This is a genomic window from Alkalihalobacillus phoenicis (assembly GCF_047302405.1).
Lineage (GTDB): Bacteria > Bacillota > Bacilli > Bacillales > Bacillaceae_D > Alkalihalobacillus.
Window position 1 is genome coordinate 441255 of the sequence record NZ_CP154853.1, and the last position, 18205, is coordinate 459459.

14 protein-coding genes are annotated in these 18205 nt (G+C 36.5%); 9 read left to right on the top strand and 5 right to left on the bottom strand.

The window, feature by feature from the left end; translation table 11 throughout:
* Window positions 1-64: 64 nt before the first annotated feature.
* On the bottom strand, window positions 65-1681 hold the full coding sequence (locus AA0017_RS02015) for a glutathione ABC transporter substrate-binding protein (RefSeq protein ID WP_413379036.1): 1617 nt from the start codon (window positions 1679-1681) through the stop codon (window positions 65-67).
* A gap of 353 nt (window positions 1682-2034) precedes the next feature.
* Here AA0017_RS02015 and AA0017_RS02020 point away from each other — a divergent pair, with 353 nt between their 5' ends.
* From AA0017_RS02020 to AA0017_RS02045, 6 genes are all read left to right on the top strand, one after another.
* Window positions 2035-2937 carry an ABC transporter permease gene (locus tag AA0017_RS02020; RefSeq protein ID WP_413379038.1) on the top strand — a complete coding sequence of 301 codons (903 nt, stop codon included), beginning with the start codon at window positions 2035-2037 and terminating at the stop codon, window positions 2935-2937.
* A 19-nt stretch (window positions 2938-2956) separates the two neighbouring features.
* A complete protein-coding gene (locus AA0017_RS02025; RefSeq protein WP_413379039.1) occupies window positions 2957-3880 on the top strand; it encodes an ABC transporter permease in 924 nt (307 codons plus the stop codon).
* 14 nt (window positions 3881-3894) lie between these two features.
* The gene (locus AA0017_RS02030; RefSeq protein WP_413379041.1) at window positions 3895-4920 is read left to right on the top strand and encodes an ABC transporter ATP-binding protein; all 1026 of its coding nucleotides are present in this window, start codon (window positions 3895-3897) and stop codon (window positions 4918-4920) included.
* Window positions 4913-5908, top strand: coding sequence for an ABC transporter ATP-binding protein (locus tag AA0017_RS02035; protein WP_413379043.1), 996 nt, complete (start codon window positions 4913-4915; stop codon window positions 5906-5908). The genes AA0017_RS02030 and AA0017_RS02035 overlap by 8 nt, the downstream gene beginning before the upstream one ends.
* 336 nt (window positions 5909-6244) lie before the next feature.
* Complete coding sequence (locus AA0017_RS02040) at window positions 6245-6727, top strand: hypothetical protein (RefSeq protein WP_413379045.1); 483 nt, start codon at window positions 6245-6247, stop codon at window positions 6725-6727.
* Window positions 6728-7360: 633 nt separating this feature from the next.
* The gene (locus AA0017_RS02045) at window positions 7361-7987 is read left to right on the top strand and encodes a hypothetical protein (RefSeq protein WP_413379046.1); all 627 of its coding nucleotides are present in this window, start codon (window positions 7361-7363) and stop codon (window positions 7985-7987) included.
* Between the two features lie 229 nt (window positions 7988-8216).
* Here AA0017_RS02045 and rpsD read toward each other — a convergent pair whose 3' ends face one another.
* A complete protein-coding gene (gene rpsD / locus AA0017_RS02050; protein ID WP_413379048.1) occupies window positions 8217-8819 on the bottom strand; it encodes a 30S ribosomal protein S4 in 603 nt (200 codons plus the stop codon).
* A 438-nt stretch (window positions 8820-9257) separates the two neighbouring features.
* On the opposite strand from rpsD, the gene AA0017_RS02055 reads away from it, so the two are divergent.
* On the top strand, window positions 9258-11471 hold the full coding sequence (locus tag AA0017_RS02055; RefSeq protein WP_413379050.1) for a diguanylate cyclase domain-containing protein: 2214 nt from the start codon (window positions 9258-9260) through the stop codon (window positions 11469-11471).
* Window positions 11472-11627: 156 nt separating this feature from the next.
* Here AA0017_RS02055 and AA0017_RS02060 read toward each other — a convergent pair whose 3' ends face one another.
* Window positions 11628-12122, bottom strand: a complete 495-nt coding sequence (locus AA0017_RS02060) for a GAF domain-containing protein (protein ID WP_413382337.1) — start codon at window positions 12120-12122, stop codon at window positions 11628-11630.
* Window positions 12123-12511: 389 nt separating this feature from the next.
* Between AA0017_RS02060 and refZ the strand changes: the two genes are divergently transcribed.
* Window positions 12512-13174, top strand: coding sequence for a forespore capture DNA-binding protein RefZ (gene refZ, locus AA0017_RS02065; RefSeq protein ID WP_413379052.1), 663 nt, complete (start codon window positions 12512-12514; stop codon window positions 13172-13174).
* A gap of 847 nt (window positions 13175-14021) precedes the next feature.
* Here refZ and hisJ read toward each other — a convergent pair.
* On the bottom strand, window positions 14022-14840 hold the full coding sequence (gene hisJ, locus AA0017_RS02070; protein ID WP_413379054.1) for a histidinol-phosphatase HisJ: 819 nt from the start codon (window positions 14838-14840) through the stop codon (window positions 14022-14024).
* A 263-nt stretch (window positions 14841-15103) separates the two neighbouring features.
* Here hisJ and ezrA point away from each other — a divergent pair, with 263 nt between their 5' ends.
* Window positions 15104-16795 (top strand): septation ring formation regulator EzrA, encoded by a 1692-nt coding sequence (gene ezrA / locus AA0017_RS02075; protein ID WP_413379056.1) that lies wholly within the window; start codon window positions 15104-15106, stop codon window positions 16793-16795.
* A gap of 62 nt (window positions 16796-16857) precedes the next feature.
* Here the strand turns inward: ezrA and brnQ are convergent, their stop codons facing one another.
* Window positions 16858-18180 (bottom strand): branched-chain amino acid transport system II carrier protein, encoded by a 1323-nt coding sequence (gene brnQ / locus AA0017_RS02080; protein ID WP_413379058.1) that lies wholly within the window; start codon window positions 18178-18180, stop codon window positions 16858-16860.
* Window positions 18181-18205: the final 25 nt, after the last annotated feature.

The following is an 18205-nucleotide window of genomic DNA, read 5'->3' on the forward strand; positions in this document are numbered from 1 at the left end:
TTCAACGATTAAAAAAGGCTGCATCGAGGTCATGATTGACCTTGGGCAGCCTTTTTGTGAAAGCTTATTGAGCTAACTGTACATCTTTGAAGAATGGTGTACCACTGAAGTTTACGAATAAACCAGTAGATACGCCGTTCATTCCGTGTACGAAGTCTGGGTGATGTAAATAAATCATTGGTACTTCATCAACTAAAATTTCAGATACTTCTTTATAAGCTTGATTACGCTCATCTTGATCGGTACTTGTACGACCTAAGTCAAGGAGCTCATCAACGCGAGAATTGCTATAGAAAGAACGGTTACCTGGGTCACCGAATTGTGAAGAATGGAAAAGATTGTATAATCCGTAGTCAGCATCACCTGTTACTGTCGTCCACCCTAAAACGAATAATTCATGCTCACCAGCGGCTGTTTTCTCTAAGAAAGCACCCCACTCAATGACTTCAATATCAACTGTAATGCCAATCTCAGCTAACTGAGTTTGAACAAACTCGGCAATATCAGCACGTTCTTTACTACCATCGTTTACATAAATAGTTGTTGAGAAGCCATCAGCGTGACCAGCTTCTGCTAATAATTCTTTGGCACCTTCTACATCATATGGAAGTGGCACAAGGTCTTGGTGGTTACCAACAACAGTTGGAGCAAGTGGACCAACTGCTGGAACACCTTGTCCATCTAAAATTCCATCAACTACATCATCTTTATTAATCGCCATTGCTACAGCTTGACGAACTAGCTTGTCATCAAATGGTGCTTTTTCCATATTGATACCGACATAGTCCATACGTGTACCGGAAACACGGTCGATTTCAATTTGAGACATTGCTTCTACACGGTTCACATCAGAAGCACCGACTAACATAATGTGAGCTTCTCCGCTTTCTAACATAGCCACACGTGTAGCTTGTTCAGGAACGGAAATAAATTTAATTGAGTCAAGGTATGGACCTTCACCCCAATAATCTTCATTTTTCACCATTAGAATTTCGGCACCACGGTTCCAGCTGTCAAGTTTAAATGGACCAGTACCGATTGGGTTTTCATCAACTGTTTTTCCGTCGTTGTTCTCTTCTTCAATAGCAGAAGGAGCAATGATGGAACCTGCATTATGAGCTAAGTGAGCTGGAAGTGCAGCAAATGGCTCTTCTGTTGAAATTTGTACAGTGTAATCATCAATAACTTCTACTTCTGAAATCATTGCAAGAATAACTCGTTTAGGTGAAGCGAATTCTTCATCAAGGATACGCTCTAACGAAACTTTAACAGCTTCTGCATTAAAGTCTGTCCCATCGTGGAATTTAATTCCTTCTTTTAATTTAAATTCCCATGTTAAATCATTAAGTGGTTCAAAGCTTTCAGCTAGTAATGGAATAACTTCTCCATCCTCATTGTAATCTGTTAATCTTTCAAGCATTTGTGAAGTTGCTGTATTTGATGCTGTATCATTGACACCATGAGGGTCAAGTGTTGGAGCATCTGAAGGAGTAACGAAAATTAATTCTCCGCCCTCAGCAGCTTCTCCTACTACTTCTTCTGTGTTGTCTGCCTCATCTGTGCCTGCTCCATCATCGGATGGGTCTCCTTCTGTTTCCGTATTGCCACCACAAGCGGCTAGTACGATGGCTGCTACAAAAGAAAACACAAGCATAAGTAGCCATTTCTTTTTTTGTTTCATTTGTTTGTCCCCCTTCAAGGTTCATTATTTGACTATTACAAACTATATAATAATTTAAAAAATAATAATTTACAATATTATTTTGAAAGTTTCGAATAGTTATGTTAGTATTTCAATAAAAAAACTAGTTTTCTTTTGAAACCAGTTTATATGGTTAATAAAGGTTTTTATTCCTTATTATCCAATAATACTATAATAATTTTGATTTTCTAAAGTACATAATTGAAAATCTATTTTTACTGAAAGGGGGATGAAGAAGAACATAATTATTTTCTAAAGTAATTATTTTGCCTATAGGTTTTAGGACATTATTTTAATTATTAATTGATTGATGAGTGAAAGGATGAAAAGAGATGGAGCAGCAGCCACAAATGGAACCAGTAGCAATCAATAATCCCACACCACAAAATACTAGAATGATAAGGTGGAATAGTTTTTATAAAAAACTAGCCAAAAATAAAGCAGCATTAGCAGGAGCCATTATCATTATCTTTTTTATGGTTTTAGCAATAATAGGCCCTTTTATCGCTCCATATGACCCCATAACTCAAGATTATGGGAATAAATTACAACCTCCTTCTTTTGAGAATTGGTTCGGGACAGATGATAAAGGACGTGACATACTTAGCCGAGTTTTGTATGGTGCTAGGCTTTCATTATCAATTGGTATTGCATCTACCATTCTTGGAGCAATAATTGGTATTTTATTAGGGATTGTTTCTGGGTATTACGGAAGATGGGTCGACACATTAATTATGAGAATTTGTGATGTGTTATTAGCGTTCCCTGGAATTTTGTTAGCGTTAGCGATTATTAGTATTCTTGGAGCAAGTACAACAAATGTTGTGATTGCTGTTGCGTTTTATGCGATTCCAAGTTTTGCGAGGATTGTTCGAGGTTCAACATTAACCGTGAAAAAACTGGAGTATATCGATGCGATCAAAGCGGTTGGAGCCTCAAACTTTAGGATCATTTTTAAACATGTTTTACCGAATATTATGTCACCGATTATTGTCCAAACGACTTTATATATTGCATCTGCGATTATTACAGCTAGTGCGCTCTCCTTCCTCGGATTAGGAACTACGCCACCAGCCATTGAATGGGGACGAATGTTGTCTGAAGGACGTAGTTATATTGCTCAAGCACCGCATGTCACTTTATTCCCAGGGATAGCCATTTTATTTGTTGTTATTGGCTTTAACTTATTTGGGGATGGATTACGTGACGCATTAGATCCGAAATCAAAGAATTAAGATAGGAAGGTGAACGAACATGTTTTTATTTATAATAAGAAGAATTGTCCAAACAATTCCTGTATTAATCGGGGTGACCTTAGCTGTATTTTTAATGATGTATCTTATTCCAGGTGATGCGGCTCGAATTATCGCTGGAGAGAATGCGAATCCTGAACAAATTGAACAAATGAGAGAAAATCTTGGTTTAAATGATCCACCACATCAACAATATTTACGATTCATTGGGAATGCGGTTACTGGAGATTTAGGAAATTCAATTCGGACAAATCGACCGGTCGCTCAAGAAATTTTTGATTCACGCTTTTGGATTACGGCTCAATTGGCTATCCTCGGTACAGCTCTAGCTGTTGTGTTTGGACTTATTGCCGGAATTATCTCAGCAACTCGAAAATATTCTTTTTCAGATGTCGGTTTAATGTTAATTGCATTATTTGGTTTATCAATGCCTAACTTCTGGCTTGGGATTATGTTAATTTATGTTTTCTCTGTAAATTTTGGTATCTTACCAGTAGCTGGTTGGGGAACATGGCAACAAATGATTTTGCCAACGATCACTTTAGGGACGGTCGGAGCAGCGATCATTGCTAGGATGACTCGTTCAGCGATGTTAGAAGTGTTGGACCAAGATTATATCCGTACTTCTCATGCAAAAGGTGTCTCGGAAAAAGTTGTGATTTATAAACATGCTCTCCGTAATGCACTTATCCCAGTTGTAACAGTAGTTGGTTTACAGTTTGGCTCATTATTAGGAGGGGCTGTTGTAACAGAGCAAGTTTTTGCGATTAATGGACTTGGGCGTTTGATCGTTGATTCGATTCGAGCTCATGATTTTCCAATGGTACAAGGAGCTATTTTAGTCTGTGCCCTATTATTTGTATTCGTCAATTTAGCTGTAGATATATCATATCGATTCTTAAATAAACGTGTGGACTTAAGTTAAGGTGGTGGCATTCAATGACTATGACAAAAAATGAGAATATACTTGAAGTGAAAAATTTATGTACTTCCTTTTTTACTGGTGATGGAGAGGTCAAAGCTGTAGACGGAGTTGATTTTTCAATTGAAAAAGGGAAGACGTTAGGAATTGTTGGAGAGTCTGGTTCGGGTAAAAGTATTACGTCGCTTTCCATTCTTCGTCTTTTACAAGAGCCAGCTGGAAAAATTAAAGAAGGCGAAATTATTTTTAAAGGGGAAAACCTCGTTCATAAAAGTAAAAAAGAAATGCGTAAAATTCGCGGAAATAACATTTCAATGATTTTCCAAGAGCCGATGACTTCTTTAAATCCAACCTTAACATGTGGGGAACAAATTGCTGAATCTGTACGTATTCATCAAAAACTGGATAAGAAAGCGGCCTGGAATAAAGCAGTGGACATGTTGAAACTAGTAGGAATTCCTTCACCTGAAAAGCGAGCGAAACAATACCCGTTTGAACTTTCTGGGGGGATGCGTCAGCGTGTTATGATTGCGATTTCACTTGCCTGTAATCCAGAATTATTAATTGCTGATGAACCGACGACAGCATTAGATGTAACGATTCAAGCTCAAATATTAGAGCTTATTAAAAACCTTCAATCAGAGCTAGGAACATCCTTGATGATCATTACCCATGATTTAGGTGTTGTTGCCGAGATGTGTGATAAGGTCGCCGTCATGTATTGTGGGAAAGTGGTCGAATATGCAGAGGTCGAAACGATTTTTACTGATCCGAAACATCCTTATACGATTGGATTGTTAAATTCGGTACCAAAACATGATGAAGACGTTGAAGGAGATTTAGCGATTATTCCTGGTTCTGTACCTAGCCCATTTAATTTGCCTGAAGGGTGCCGATTTGCACCAAGATGCACGTTTGCTAAGGAAATGTGTACGAAGAAACTACCAGAGTTAGAGGAATTATCGAATGGAGAAAAAGTTCGTTGTTGGATTCATACAGATGAATGGGAAAATGCAGGGAAGGCAGTGAACGTAAATGGGTGAACAGCAAACATTATTAGAAGTCAAAGAGTTAAAACAGTATTTCCCGATTAAGGGTGGGATTTTTGGACGAACGGTTAACCATGTAAAAGCTGTGGATGACATTTCTTTTACCGTTAAAGAAGGGGAGACGGTTAGTATTGTTGGTGAATCTGGTTGTGGAAAGTCAACGACGGGTCGTGCGATCTTAAGGCTTGATAATCCGTATTCCGGTAGTGTTAATTTTCAAGGGGAAGATTTGCTTTCACTTAGTACGTCGCAAATGAGAAAAAAACGAAAAGACATGCAAATTATCTTTCAGGATCCATATGCTTCTTTAAACCCAAGGCAGACGGTTAGTCAAATTCTTGAGGAAACGATGAAAATTCAAAATGTTGTACCTAAAAATGAACGTAGAAATAAAGTAAAGGAGCTACTGGAGACTGTGGGAATCGGGGAACACCAATTAGATAGATACCCTCATGAATTTAGTGGGGGACAACGTCAACGTATAGGAATTGCACGAGCCCTCTCCGTGAACCCGAAGTTAATTGTGTGTGATGAAGCGGTTTCGGCTTTGGATGTTTCTATTCAAGCTCAAGTGTTAAATCTTTTAAAGGAGCTTCAAAGAAAATTTAAGCTAACCTACTTATTTATCTCGCATGATTTAGGTGTGGTTCGTCATATTTCGGATCGAATTATTGTAATGTATCTTGGTAAAATTGTGGAAGTGGCGGATAAAAAATCGTTATTTAATGAACCGAAGCACCCTTATACACAGGCTTTGTTATCGGCGATACCAAGTACGAATATTAAACAAAAGAAAGAGCGAATTTTATTAAAAGGAGACGTTCCTTCACCAATCGATCCACCACAAGGGTGTCGTTTCCATACACGCTGTCCATATGCGTATGAACGTTGTAGACAAGAGGAGCCAAAGCTACAGAGTGTAAGTAAAAGTGGCTTTCAAGAAGTAGCTTGTCATCTAATGGACGAGCAAAAAGCGAATTAAAGGAAGGACTGGTTTTGTGGCAATCATTGCAACAAAGCCAGTTTTTTTGGAATAAAATAAGGGATCTTTCCTTGTAGAGTACAACCGAGATTTTTTTGAGTTTGAGAGTGTAGTTATGATAGGTCGCTTAGATCCATTCCTGTCCGCTTAAGAGAAGGGAGCTAGGATACAGCACGAAAATCGATACTGCGTAGTTTAAAACCTTAAGTAATAGGTAGGATTAAAGAGGCCTTACTAGAATTATATGGGGAATTCTATAAGGATTTTCCTTGCTTTTGCTGTTTGTTTCCTTCTGAAGTTATATAATTTAATATATTACGGAGGTGGAACTTCAAAATGCCAAAAAATAATTCGAAATTTCTAAAGCCAGATCCATTCATTATGAATGAAGATACTGTAAATTATTCCGTATTTAATTACTTAAGGCAAAAAGGATTTTGTGAGTTGAAATGTCTTACTGGTAAAAAACATGGTATAGACGTTGAAGGGAAGAAAAATGAGTGGACTATATGGGTGGAATCGAAAGGGTCTACTGGTAATGATGCCTCTGGAGATATGGTTTTTGATAGTGGACAAATTAAAACCCATGCTGACAGACAAATAATGAAGCTAATGGAATATTTAAATGTCGTTGATGAGAACGTCTTATTAGTTCTCGCTAACCCTGATATTCCTCGTATTAGGGGAAGGATTGCAAAAATTGATAAAATATTAGATCAGATAGGTTTAATTCAATTTTGGGTGCAAGAAGATCAGACCGTTCAAATTGAATATCCAGAACAGTTACAATCGGTTTTGGTTGATTTGGAGATTATGTAATTAAAGTATAAATACATTAAAGATGACACTGTGTACTACTAAAAAATTAATAGCTTCTTTTCCGTAATAAGCCTTCCTTGTGGGGGCTCTTGTTGTTTAATGATAATATTTTGTTATCAATTTCATCATGATTTTCTATTAGTGCATCTTTTGTGGTAAAAAGCTTCTCTCAATTATCAAGGACGGTTTCTGAGTTCACTTCATCTAGATCTTCTGAGTGTTAGAGTATCTCCTCTGTAAGGACATAGTCTTTTAAACCTAAATATTTTTAGTTCTTGGCTGTTTTTTTCTGGACATCATAATTAGAAAGACAATATTTATCTTTTTCTATTTTTTTATCAATTGTAATTCTATTACAAGGATAGTTGTCACCCTCGCCAAGTGCAAATATACAATAAAGTATTTCTTCTTGTATTGGATACTAAGATTGATTTAATTCTTTCCTCACCTTTCAAAACTCTTCTGCTTTTGCAGTGTATTGAACGGCATAAACTATTACTCCAATACCAACTGTAAAAAGTATAGCCAGAATAATTAAAAGTAGTTCAACCTTCATACATATATTTGTAAATTATAATTGCTTAGGACTATAGTACGTGCTACGATTAAAAAAATGGTAAAGGGTGGGGCAAATTGAAAAAAATATTATTCGTATTTATTCCTTTCTTCTTATTGCTTGGATGTAGTTCTAATATTGATGTTGATGGGACTCTCATGACTTATGACGAGCTTAAGGCCGAGATTGAGGAGAAACAATCCGAAATTGAGACAGTAGTGGCGAATTTAGAAAGTGCTTATGCTGAAAAAGACCAAGTATTAATAGATACAGAAAATGCAAAATCTGAGTATAACAGCATGAAAGCAATAATTGATGAAGCCACCGAGTTTGAAGAAAATAAAGAAGAATTACTTAAAGAGTTGAGCGAGCAAGAAAAGGAATTAAAGGAGCTACTTGCTAGTATCAGTGCAAAGCAAGATGAATTAGCAGCTGTTTCTGGAGAGATCAAGAAAAAAGAAGGGGAGCCAAAAGTGTTAAGTGCTGGTCATTATCAAGTTGGCCCTGATTTATCTCCTGGAAGATACATTGCTGAACCGAATGGAGGAAATGGTAATTTCGTTGTTTACTCAGCTAGTGATAGATTAAAAGTTAATACGATCTTAGGTAGTGGTACACACTATGAATCAGAGTACATTTTCTATGCCGAAGAAGGTGATAGCATGGAATTAAGTACTCGAATTAAATTTTCAGAGGTTGAATGATAACATGTAAGCCCTTGCATATACCAGGGCTTTTTTTAAAGCTCATCTTTCCATTCCTCAACGTTCGAATTGTTGGTTTATTAGAGTTTTAGTGGGGGGAGTTTTTTATAATGGAATTATTAGTGATAGGAGGTGCTACTGCAAAGTTGATAAAATAGAAAAAGCCCTGAAACATTGATATAACAACATTTCTAAGGCTTTGATTCTCTTTAAATGCAATTCGAACCTATTAACGTGAGTAGAACTCAACGATAAGAGCTTCAGTAATTTCTGCTGGAAGTTCAGAACGCTCTGGTAAACGAGTGTAAGAACCTTCTAATTTATCAGCATCAAAAGAAACATAAGCAGGAACAAAGTTGTTCACATCTAAAGCTTCTTTGATAACATCAAGGTTACGTGATTTTTCACGAACAGAAATAACTTGACCTAATTTCACACGGTAAGATGGGATATCTACACGTCCGCCATCTACAACGATATGACCATGGTTAACTAATTGACGAGCTGCACGACGAGTACGAGCAAGACCCATGCGGTAAACTAAGTTATCTAAACGAGATTCTAAAAGAATCATGAAGTTTTCACCGTGAATACCAGTCATTTTACCAGCATCATCAAAAATGCGACGGAATTGACGCTCATTTACACCATACATATGACGTAATTTTTGTTTTTCCTGAAGTTGTAAACCATATTCAGAAAGTTTTTTACGTTGGTTTGGACCGTGTTGCCCTGGAGCATACGGACGTTTTGCTAATTCTTTACCTGAGCCGCTTAAAGAAACCCCTAAACGACGAGACAGTTTCCAAGATGGACCTGTATATCGAGCCATGTTTGACTCCTCCTTGTTATTTTGATGTTGCAAAATAACAACAGAAGGCAGAGTTCGTTAATATGAATGATTTTGCTTTCATGCATCTTCGCCCCGACAGCTTGAAGTTACGTGATGCACCTCTTATAAGAGGAACAAAAACAAGAACATATTATCATACCTTTGCTGTCCTATTTCACACAAATTCCATTGTACATTTTTTGTTTTAGAAAGTCAATGAGTTAATCATAAAACTCTCAATAACAAAAATGAGAATTTTTAGAAAAAAACCAAGGATATATAGTAGTATATTTTATGCAGATCATTTATAATTGAATGAAAAAAGACCTATAACCTTTTTATATCCTACAAAACAGATAAAAAAGATAGGTTAATTTCTTAGGAATGAACCAAAGCTATTAATGAGTAAAAACGAAAAAGTGGATGGTGGTGAGATGTTTGAACGTTGCAATTCAAGTTAATGAGCAAGCAACAAGTGAGGAATATCAATTTTTTATGAAAATCCTTAATCAAGTTCATACGCATTCCCAATCATTAACAGAGTCCATTGCTTTTCTTTTAATTAATCAAGCAGATACTAAATTAGCCTATTTTAATGGGTTAGTTTCAGATGAGGAAGAATATATTCATAGAAAATGTCGACAATTAATCCAGCAAAAGCAATTTTATGCGAAGGATGAAAACTATGAATATTATGGTGAAGAAGCACTTTTAGCAAAGGAAGGAAGTTATTTCTTTGTTGTTTCTCCGTATGCGGAAAGCTCATTAAAGAACAAACAAGAGATGATGACTATGTTAAAAGTGAAGACAAATTTACATGATAAAAGTGATGAATTTTTAAAATTATGCACGACTAACATCCTTAAGAAAACGAATTTCCAAATAAATTGGACGACATTATCACAAGCTTTAGCAGAACTTGTAAATGATACATACAAGGAAGAACTTTGTGTAACCGTTCTAGAAAATGTTAATGATGAATTAATGATTGTTGTTAGCTCAAATGAGGTTCTCCAAAATGTAGTGAACTGGAATAAAGAACTTATTTTAAATCAAAGGAAAGATGTATTTAATCTGAGTAATGTTCATGGTGGAACCTATCAACATTTTACGGTTATACCAATTGAGAAGGAAGAGACTTTAATTGGGTATATCTTATTTGGCTATTCTGATTCATCCGAACAATCTTTTTTGCAGGATTCATTAAGTCTATATTTGGATGATTTAAAAGCTTTGTTTATTCAAGGGTATGAGTTAGAAAAGGCTCAATATCAGTCTCGGAATCAAGATTTATTATTACAGGTTACGAAAAAATTACATTCGTCGATGAATATTGGTGATGTTTTAAGTGAAATCATTGACGTCATTCAAGAGGTTTTTGATGGATTTAAGGTAAAGGTAATGCTTTCTCATGAGTGGAATGGTGATGAAAGTATGAAAATTTATTTGCTAGATTATCGCGATAATGGCGATAATCCAACAGTTGAGAAAGTCTATTTAACCGGAGAAATTGAAATTAGTGAAGAAGAACAAATTAGGACGTTATATGCTCCGTTACATGGTAGGCAAGGGGTATATGGGGTGCTAGAAATTGCCGCCCCACAAAATCGGCTTTTTACAAAAAATGAGCTCTCCTTTATTGAACTTTTAGCAGATATTGGTGGCAATGCTTTAGAAAATGCGGAACTATATCAACAGTCACAAAAGCTCATACATGACTTACAGTTAATTAACCAAACCTCAAAAGAAATTAATTCAAATTTGAAGCTCGTAGATACGGTTGAATTTATTCGTAAGCAAATCCTTGAATCTTTTTATGCGGAAGAAGTCGGGATACTTCTTTTAAATCAGGAGGAGAAATTCACGTTAATCAAAGGGAGCACGGAATATTTTCAACAAAATGGTATTCAGACTGAAATTGAAAATTTGTTGGAGCGAGTTAAATTCGAGATGGATTCCATCTATATCGGGAAAGCAGAAAATGAGCAAGCCCTTCAGCATTTTCCATATCAATCCGTTTTGGCGATCCCGATGATGAGAAAGAAGAAATTAGAAGGAATCTTTCTTGTTATGCACCATCAGCCTTTCCATTTTAATTTTGATGACTTTAAACTCTTGCAGGCGATCATTCAACACTGTACGTTAGCCTTTTCAAACTCCATTATCCATGAAGAACTAGAGAGGCTCGTTATTACCGATCATTTAACAGAGCTATATTCACGCAGTTATTTGGATGGTCAAGTACAGAAGTCTTTTCAAACGGGTCGAAGAGGATGCTTTTTGTTGCTTGATATAGATAATTTTAAAAAAATTAATGATACATTTGGTCATCAAGTCGGTGATGAAATATTAGTTCAAGTAGGAAAAGTATTAAAAGAAAATACGAGAGACCGCGACATAGTGGCTAGATGGGGCGGTGAAGAATTGGCTGTTTATTTGCCAAAAGTGACGAAGGAAACAGGTTATTTTATTGCTCAAAGAATCGTTAAAGCGATCGCGGATGCAACAAGACCAAAAGTAACCGCTTCCTGTGGCCTTTCATATTGGGAGATCGAAACAACGGGATTGATAACGTTAAAGGAACTAGTGGATAAGGCAGATAAGGCGTTATATATGGCTAAAAACTCAGGGAAAAATCAAGTAGTTATTTAGAATGAGTGTTTTCACAGAAGGGTGAGCGATTCGGAGGCGATGAGAAGCAGAATGGTTTCTTATCGTTTTTTGTTTGACTATCGCTTTAAATTTTATTAATAAAAAAACTCAGTAGGTTTACTAAATGAACCTGCTGAGTTTTTTTGTATTTGTCGATTAATCCTCTGCTATTTCTAAGTGTTTTTCAAGGGTATGAACAAATTTTTCTAATGAGTTTTGATCGGTTTGATCAAAACGATTAACGATTGGGCTATCAATATCAAGGACGCCGATAATTTCGCCAGCTTTTTTTAATGGAATGACAATTTCTGAGCGGGAAGCAGCGTCACAAGCGATATGGCCAGGAAATTGATGCACATCGGCGACAAGCATCGTTTTATTTTCTTTGACAGCACTTCCACAAACACCACGTCCGATTGGAATTTGTACACAAGCAGGTAAACCTTGGAAGGGCCCAAGAATTAATTTATCTTCTTTTAAAAGATAAAAGCCTACCCAGTTCACATTATCTAAAAATTGATTCAATAAAGCACTTGCATTCGCTAAATGGGAGATAAAATCAGTTTCTCCTGTTAGTAATGCGTCAAGTTGTTTATTTAAAAGAGAATATTGTTCTTCTTTAGAGCCATTGTAATTGGTGTGTTGAAACATCATCATTCCCCATTCCTACAATAAAATATATTTATAGTTTACATGATTCGCCAAAAGACTTCAAAATAAAAAAAGAAAAGGCGATCTGCGTATGTTGCTGTCAGAAAGTTTTCGGTATATGTCGAGGAAAAAGACAAGGAGTAGGAGCTTAGGGGTAGAAAATGTAGAATAGGAGGAATTTTTTATAAATCAATCTAGCTACGCCTGTTAGAAGCTCGAGAAAAATCGGTTCGTCTTTTATGAAGACAAAGAGCGTCTTCAAAAGCAGCCTCTGCCCACAGGACGTGGGTACAAGGCGTTGCGACAGGATGGCGCGAACTTAGCGTTGAACTTTGATTTTCTCGCCTCTGACCGAACAGGCTCCGCTTTATAATTCGGAGGGGAATGGTATGAGTACAGCAACGAAAGAAAAAATGTTGAATGCCGCAATTAATTTATTTTATATGCAAGGGTTTGATGGAACGTCCGTCCGTCATATCGCAGAAAAGGCAAAGGTAAATGTTGCACTCGTCTCGTATTATTTTGGTGGGAAGAAAGGTCTTTTTGAGGAACTGATGATGACCTTTTTTGAAGGGTATTTAGCGATTGTGGAATCAGAAAAAAGGAAGATTTATTCAACAAAAAGAGACCACCTATCCGGCTTATTAAAAGAATTACTCATTTACCAACAACAAAACCACCATCTTGCTAGACTTGTCCATCGTGAAATGACGTTGGACTCAACTTTAGTAAGGGAATTGATGTCAACGTATTTAAGGAAAGAAAAGCATGAAATTGAGTCAATTTTACGAAAAGGGATTCAAAATGGGGAGTTTAAAAAGCAACCATTGGACATGGTTACATTGCAAATAAGGCATCTGATTATTATGCCTTACTTATACCCTCACTATTTACAAGAAATTAATCAGCTCTCAACGACAGAGCCGTATTTTATAAAAAGATATATGGAGCAAATCAGCCTTTGGATTGATAAATGTTTAGGCAAGGAGCAAAATATTAGAACAAGTAAAGTCTATTTACCCCTTGCAACTATTAAAAATAAGGAATCTTAAATCTCAACTTTCGCAGCGTATGATTGACCCTTAACCGTTGATAGAGATTGACTTTAGGGAGATACCATACTCCAATTGACTTTACATGAACGGTTCAATCGTTGACAGTCTGAATACATCTCTTCGTAGGCTGTTGAAGAAAACTGTTCACTAAATGAAGCGCTTCGGCTGTCGCTCCCAAACAGACACTCCGCGTCCTGCAGGAACCTCATGAGCCTCCTCAGCACGCTTGCGGGGTCTCATTGGACGGTTTATTCCTGCGGGAGTCTCCGTGTCTGTTTGTCCGCTAGATAATGGAATCGAATCTAGGTTCGGTTTTCTCATTGAATAAAAAAACAGTCATGACTTCAACGTACATTAGCCAAATCAGTGTTGATGCTCTGTACGTTAGCTAGATGATCGAGCTGGTTTCAATTTAAATCATGCCTTTTCATTACTGCAGACTTAGGAAAAAAATAGGTGGCAACTCCCTATTTCGTTCCATAACCAACAAAGGGAAGAAGTAGGTCCTTCTGCGTTAGAAATAGCTGAGTTGGAAAGATCCATATCATCAAGCATCTCCCCTACACTTAGCGGACAAAACCATACGGAGACTCCCGCAGGAATAAACCGTGGAGCGAGACCCCACAGGTGTACCGAGGAGACTCGCCAGGTTCTCGGCAAGGACGCGGAGTATGGTTTTGGTAGCGACCGCCGGAGGGCATATTTTTTTACTGCACAGTTTATCCGTTTTGTGTGATAGTACGTTCTCGCTTTTCAAACGTGTCAAGGGCATTTGTTTAAGAGCTTCCCTTTCGATCTGCCAACTAGTTGAACGGATTTTCTCGATGCGAAAGTTGAGTTAAATTTAAATAGTGGAAACAAAGGTGATGGTGTTTGGTAATTGGTCTTGACCAGACATCATCCCTTTTATTTGATGGGCATCAGAGCCGTAAATAAGAGGGATTTTTAATTCCGCAGCTTGTTTGATAATGGGCAAAGGAGGATAGGTCAAACCACATAATGGTTTTAATGTACCGGCTCCATTAACATCTATCGCAAACCCCTTTTGCTTGACAAGAGGGAGAATCGTTTCCAATCTTTTTTCAAAAGGATAATGAGTTGGGAATCTTTTAATAAATTTTTGTGTAAGGGTAATATGTCCAATCCGTTTTGGCTTAAAGGGACCTAACTGGGCTACGAGCGATTTTTCAATTGTTTGATAATATAATTCATGCACAGCTTCAGTGGAACCTAACTCCCTTTTTAACTGTTCAAATGTTTCGGGGCTATAATCTATACAAGTATAGTTTTGGTTGGATTTAAGAAAGTGAACAGATAATAGGCTATCATCTAAAGATGGTCCAAATTCATTTAAAAATGAGGTCGTTTCTCGCTCAAACCCCTCGATATAATCAATTTCTAAACCGATATTAACTTTAAGTTGATTCGCATACTGCTGTTTAATGGAAGTCAGCTCTTTAATATAAAGAGGCAAATTCTCTTTTGACATCGCACTATCTTGTAAGGGAACAGGATCAACAAATCCTTCAGGTAAAGGAGCATGTTCAGTAAAACTAATACTTGTAAGGCCAAACTTTATCGCCTGTTCACAGTAAGCGTGAATCGAGTCCTTTGACCCATGTGGACAGAATGGTGTATGGACATGCCCATCAAATAAAATCATCTAAAAACCGCCTTCTTTCTGTTAAAAGAATCGTTGTCGACTATGAAAAAAAGCATACAAAACCTATATTTCATGGTATCATATTACATAGGTGAAAAGGCAGAAATTTAAGGAATTTTGTTGAAAAAGCAGGATTTTCACTCTTTTTGAAGAATGTCAGTTCATACATAAATTTTAATGGAAATGTGTTTATAAAAAATATACATATTATAATTTTTTAAAACCTTTTAAGTTAGCGGAGCAATTAGGAAGGGAGACTTCTGATGATCGTACTATATAGTTTAATTGCCATTGTAATTCTTGTATTTTTGGTTGGTATGCTTTTTCGCAAAAAGATTTATCAAGAGGTAGATAGATTAGAAGGCTGGAAAAACGAAATTTTAAATCGACCAATTCCAGAGGAGATTAGTCGTGTAAAAAGATTACATATGTCAGGAGAAACCGAGCAAAAATTCGAATTATGGCGCAATGATTGGGATGAAATTGTTGGAACGATATTGCCAGATATTGAAGAAGAGCTTTTTAATATTGAGGAATCGGCTAACAAGTATCGTTTTAAACGGGCAAAAGGGATTGTTACTCATATTGACCAGCGTTTAACTAGCATTGAAGAACAGTTAAAAGTGATGTTAGATGATGTCCAAAATTTTGTCGAGAGTGAAGAGAAAAACCGGACAGAAATCGGGGTAATCCGTTCCAAATTCCAAGAGTTAGAAAAGGACTTACTCCGAAAAAGAGGCTCTTATGGTTTAACTGTTGAAGCTCTTGACCAATCGTTACTTGAAATTGAGGAAGGACTATCTGAATTTGATAAGGCAACAAAAGATGGGAATTATTTAAAAGCTAGAACGATTCTTGGAGATGTACAGAAAAAACTTGAGATTAGTTCAGTGCAAATGGAACAAATTCCAACCCTACTCGTTCAATTGCAAGCGACTTTGCCAGTGGAGTGCAAAAATTTACGTTTAGGTATAAATGAAATGGAGCAGTCAGGGTATTATTTAAAATCCCTTAATTTTGAGAATCGAATTCAAAATATCGAAAAAGAATTGGAAGCTTATATAGTCCAGTTAAAAGAGCTAGAACTTGATGGAATTGAAGAAGGTTTAACGAAGATAAGTGAACAAATTGAACAAATGTATTTAACTTTAGAGGAAGAAGTGGACGCTAAAAAAGCGGTGCTAGAGAAAATTCCTGAACAGAAGGACCGTCTAATGGAGTTAGATACGAAGCTACAAGATTTAATGGCAGAAACGAGCCATGTTCAATTAAGCTATCGAATTACAGATGAAGAATTAAAGATACAAGAAAAGATACGAAAAAAACTCCAAGAAACGACGAAGCAATTACAAGTGATTGTTGATGTTTCAGAAAATGAAAAACAAACCTTTACTTCCATTCAAGAAATGATGGAAAAGTGGGTTGAAGCAATTGACCAAATTAAAGAAGAAATGAATAAAGCAAAAGAAAACCTAGATACATTAAGGGAAGATGAATGGAAAGCAAAGGAAACAATTACGGAACTTCGTCAAATTCTAATAGATAATAAACGAATGATTCGTAAAAGTAACATTCCTGGCTTGCCGTTAATCGTCTTGGAGAAATTGAAGCAAGGTGAAGAGATTTTAACAAAAACGACGAAGCAATTAGAGCAAGTGCCATTAGAAATGGGCAGAGTAAATGCTCTAATTAAGGATGCAGTTGAAATTATTCATGACAATGAAAAAGTGATAACTGAAACGATTGAGCAAGCTGATTTAGCAGAGAAGTTAATTCAATACGGAAATCGCTACCGTAGTCAGTCTGAAAATGTCTATCAGGCATTGACAGAAGCCGAACAACTTTTCAGAAGTTATCATTATGAAGAAGCTATTGAGCTAACCATTCAAACGATCCGCCCATTTGACCAAAAGGTTGAAGAACGATTTATTAAGGAAGAAGTTCATGCAAGTTAAGGAAGCACACTAAAAAAGTCATGAGAAGCGTATAAAACCTTCTCATGACTTTTTGTTTTTCTTTATTCTGAATGATTTTGTAGCTTAGCAATGGTGACTCCTACTAATAATCCGATAATAGCTGGAAGGAACCAACCAATTCCATTATTGTATAAAGGAATATAATTAAGAAATGGCATCCAACGATTCATCGGTAACCCCGCTGCTACTAATCCATCTATTAAACTAAAGATAGACGTTGCGATAATCGTACAAATGTATATCGGCTGTTTTACCTTTACATAAGAGTGGACAATCGCTAAGACAATTAAAACGATTGTAATCGGGTAAAGGAAAATAAGAACAGGCAAAGAGATTGAAATAAGTTGACTCAATCCTAGGTTTGCCATTAAAAAACTAGCGAATGTTAGGATAAATAGAAAAATGGAATAGCTAATTTTCGGAAATTTTTTCGCTAAGAATTCACTACATGCAGAAACAAGCCCAATCGCGGTTGTTAAACAAGCCACAATAATGACCGCCGCTAGTAAAATCGTTCCAAAATGTTGATACATTTCAAAAGACATTTCCGATAGTATACGTCCTCCATTATCAAGTCGCCCTACAACGGAAACGCTTATCGTACCTAATAAGGCTAAACTGATGTATACAAAGGAAAGACCTGCCCCTGCAATCAGTCCTGATTGGATCGTGTATTTGGCAACGAGCTTATTATCTTTAATACCTAAGTCAGCAAGACGATCCATAACGACAATACCAAAAATGAGAGCTGCAATCGTATCCATCGTTAAGTACCCTTCAATAAATCCCGAAAAAACCGCCCCATTTTTATATTTTTCAATCGGTGAATGGAATTGACTAAAATCAAACAAAACAAAGGAGGAGAACGTTAAAACCCCAATTAAAATTAATAATAATGGCATTAACAATTTCCCGATCCGATCAATTAGTTTTGAAGGGTTTAAAGATAAAAAATAAGTGATAACAAAAAAGATAAACGTTGCAATCAATAAAGGTATGTTTCCTTGCATCTCGTCTGGCAAAAACGGAGCAACTCCAATTTCATAAGTAACTGTACTTGTTCTAGGAATTCCAAAAAACGGACCTAGTGCCAAATAAATTGCAAACGAATAAGCGATCGCAAACTTGGAGTGGACCCGATTGGCTATTTCAAACATATTTCCATTCGTTTGAGAAATGGCGACAATAGCCAATAAAGGTAACCCGACACCGGTTAATAAAAAACCGAATACCGCAGGCAGGACCGATGCACCTGCTTCTTGACCTAATTGAGGTGGGAAAATTAAGTTTCCGGCACCTAAAAATAAGGCAAGCATTAAAAAACCTAGTGCGAATAGGTTTTTATTTGAAAGATTTTGTTTCATTTACAAGGCCTCCATATAGCTGTTA

Coding starts and splice junctions, on each gene's coding strand:
- AA0017_RS02015 (WP_413379036.1), bottom strand. CDS start 1,681: ATGAAACAAAAAAAGAAATGGCTACTTATGCTTGTGTTTTCTTTTGTA.
- AA0017_RS02020 (WP_413379038.1), top strand. CDS start 2,035: ATGGAGCAGCAGCCACAAATGGAACCAGTAGCAATCAATAATCCCACA.
- AA0017_RS02025 (WP_413379039.1), top strand. CDS start 2,957: ATGTTTTTATTTATAATAAGAAGAATTGTCCAAACAATTCCTGTATTA.
- AA0017_RS02030 (WP_413379041.1), top strand. CDS start 3,895: ATGACTATGACAAAAAATGAGAATATACTTGAAGTGAAAAATTTATGT.
- AA0017_RS02035 (WP_413379043.1), top strand. CDS start 4,913: ATGGGTGAACAGCAAACATTATTAGAAGTCAAAGAGTTAAAACAGTAT.
- AA0017_RS02040 (WP_413379045.1), top strand. CDS start 6,245: ATGCCAAAAAATAATTCGAAATTTCTAAAGCCAGATCCATTCATTATG.
- rpsD (WP_413379048.1), bottom strand. CDS start 8,819: ATGGCTCGATATACAGGTCCATCTTGGAAACTGTCTCGTCGTTTAGGG.
- AA0017_RS02060 (WP_413382337.1), bottom strand. CDS start 12,122: ATGTTTCAACACACCAATTACAATGGCTCTAAAGAAGAACAATATTCT.
- refZ (WP_413379052.1), top strand. CDS start 12,512: ATGAGTACAGCAACGAAAGAAAAAATGTTGAATGCCGCAATTAATTTA.
- hisJ (WP_413379054.1), bottom strand. CDS start 14,840: ATGATTTTATTTGATGGGCATGTCCATACACCATTCTGTCCACATGGG.
- ezrA (WP_413379056.1), top strand. CDS start 15,104: ATGATCGTACTATATAGTTTAATTGCCATTGTAATTCTTGTATTTTTG.
- brnQ (WP_413379058.1), bottom strand. CDS start 18,180: ATGAAACAAAATCTTTCAAATAAAAACCTATTCGCACTAGGTTTTTTA.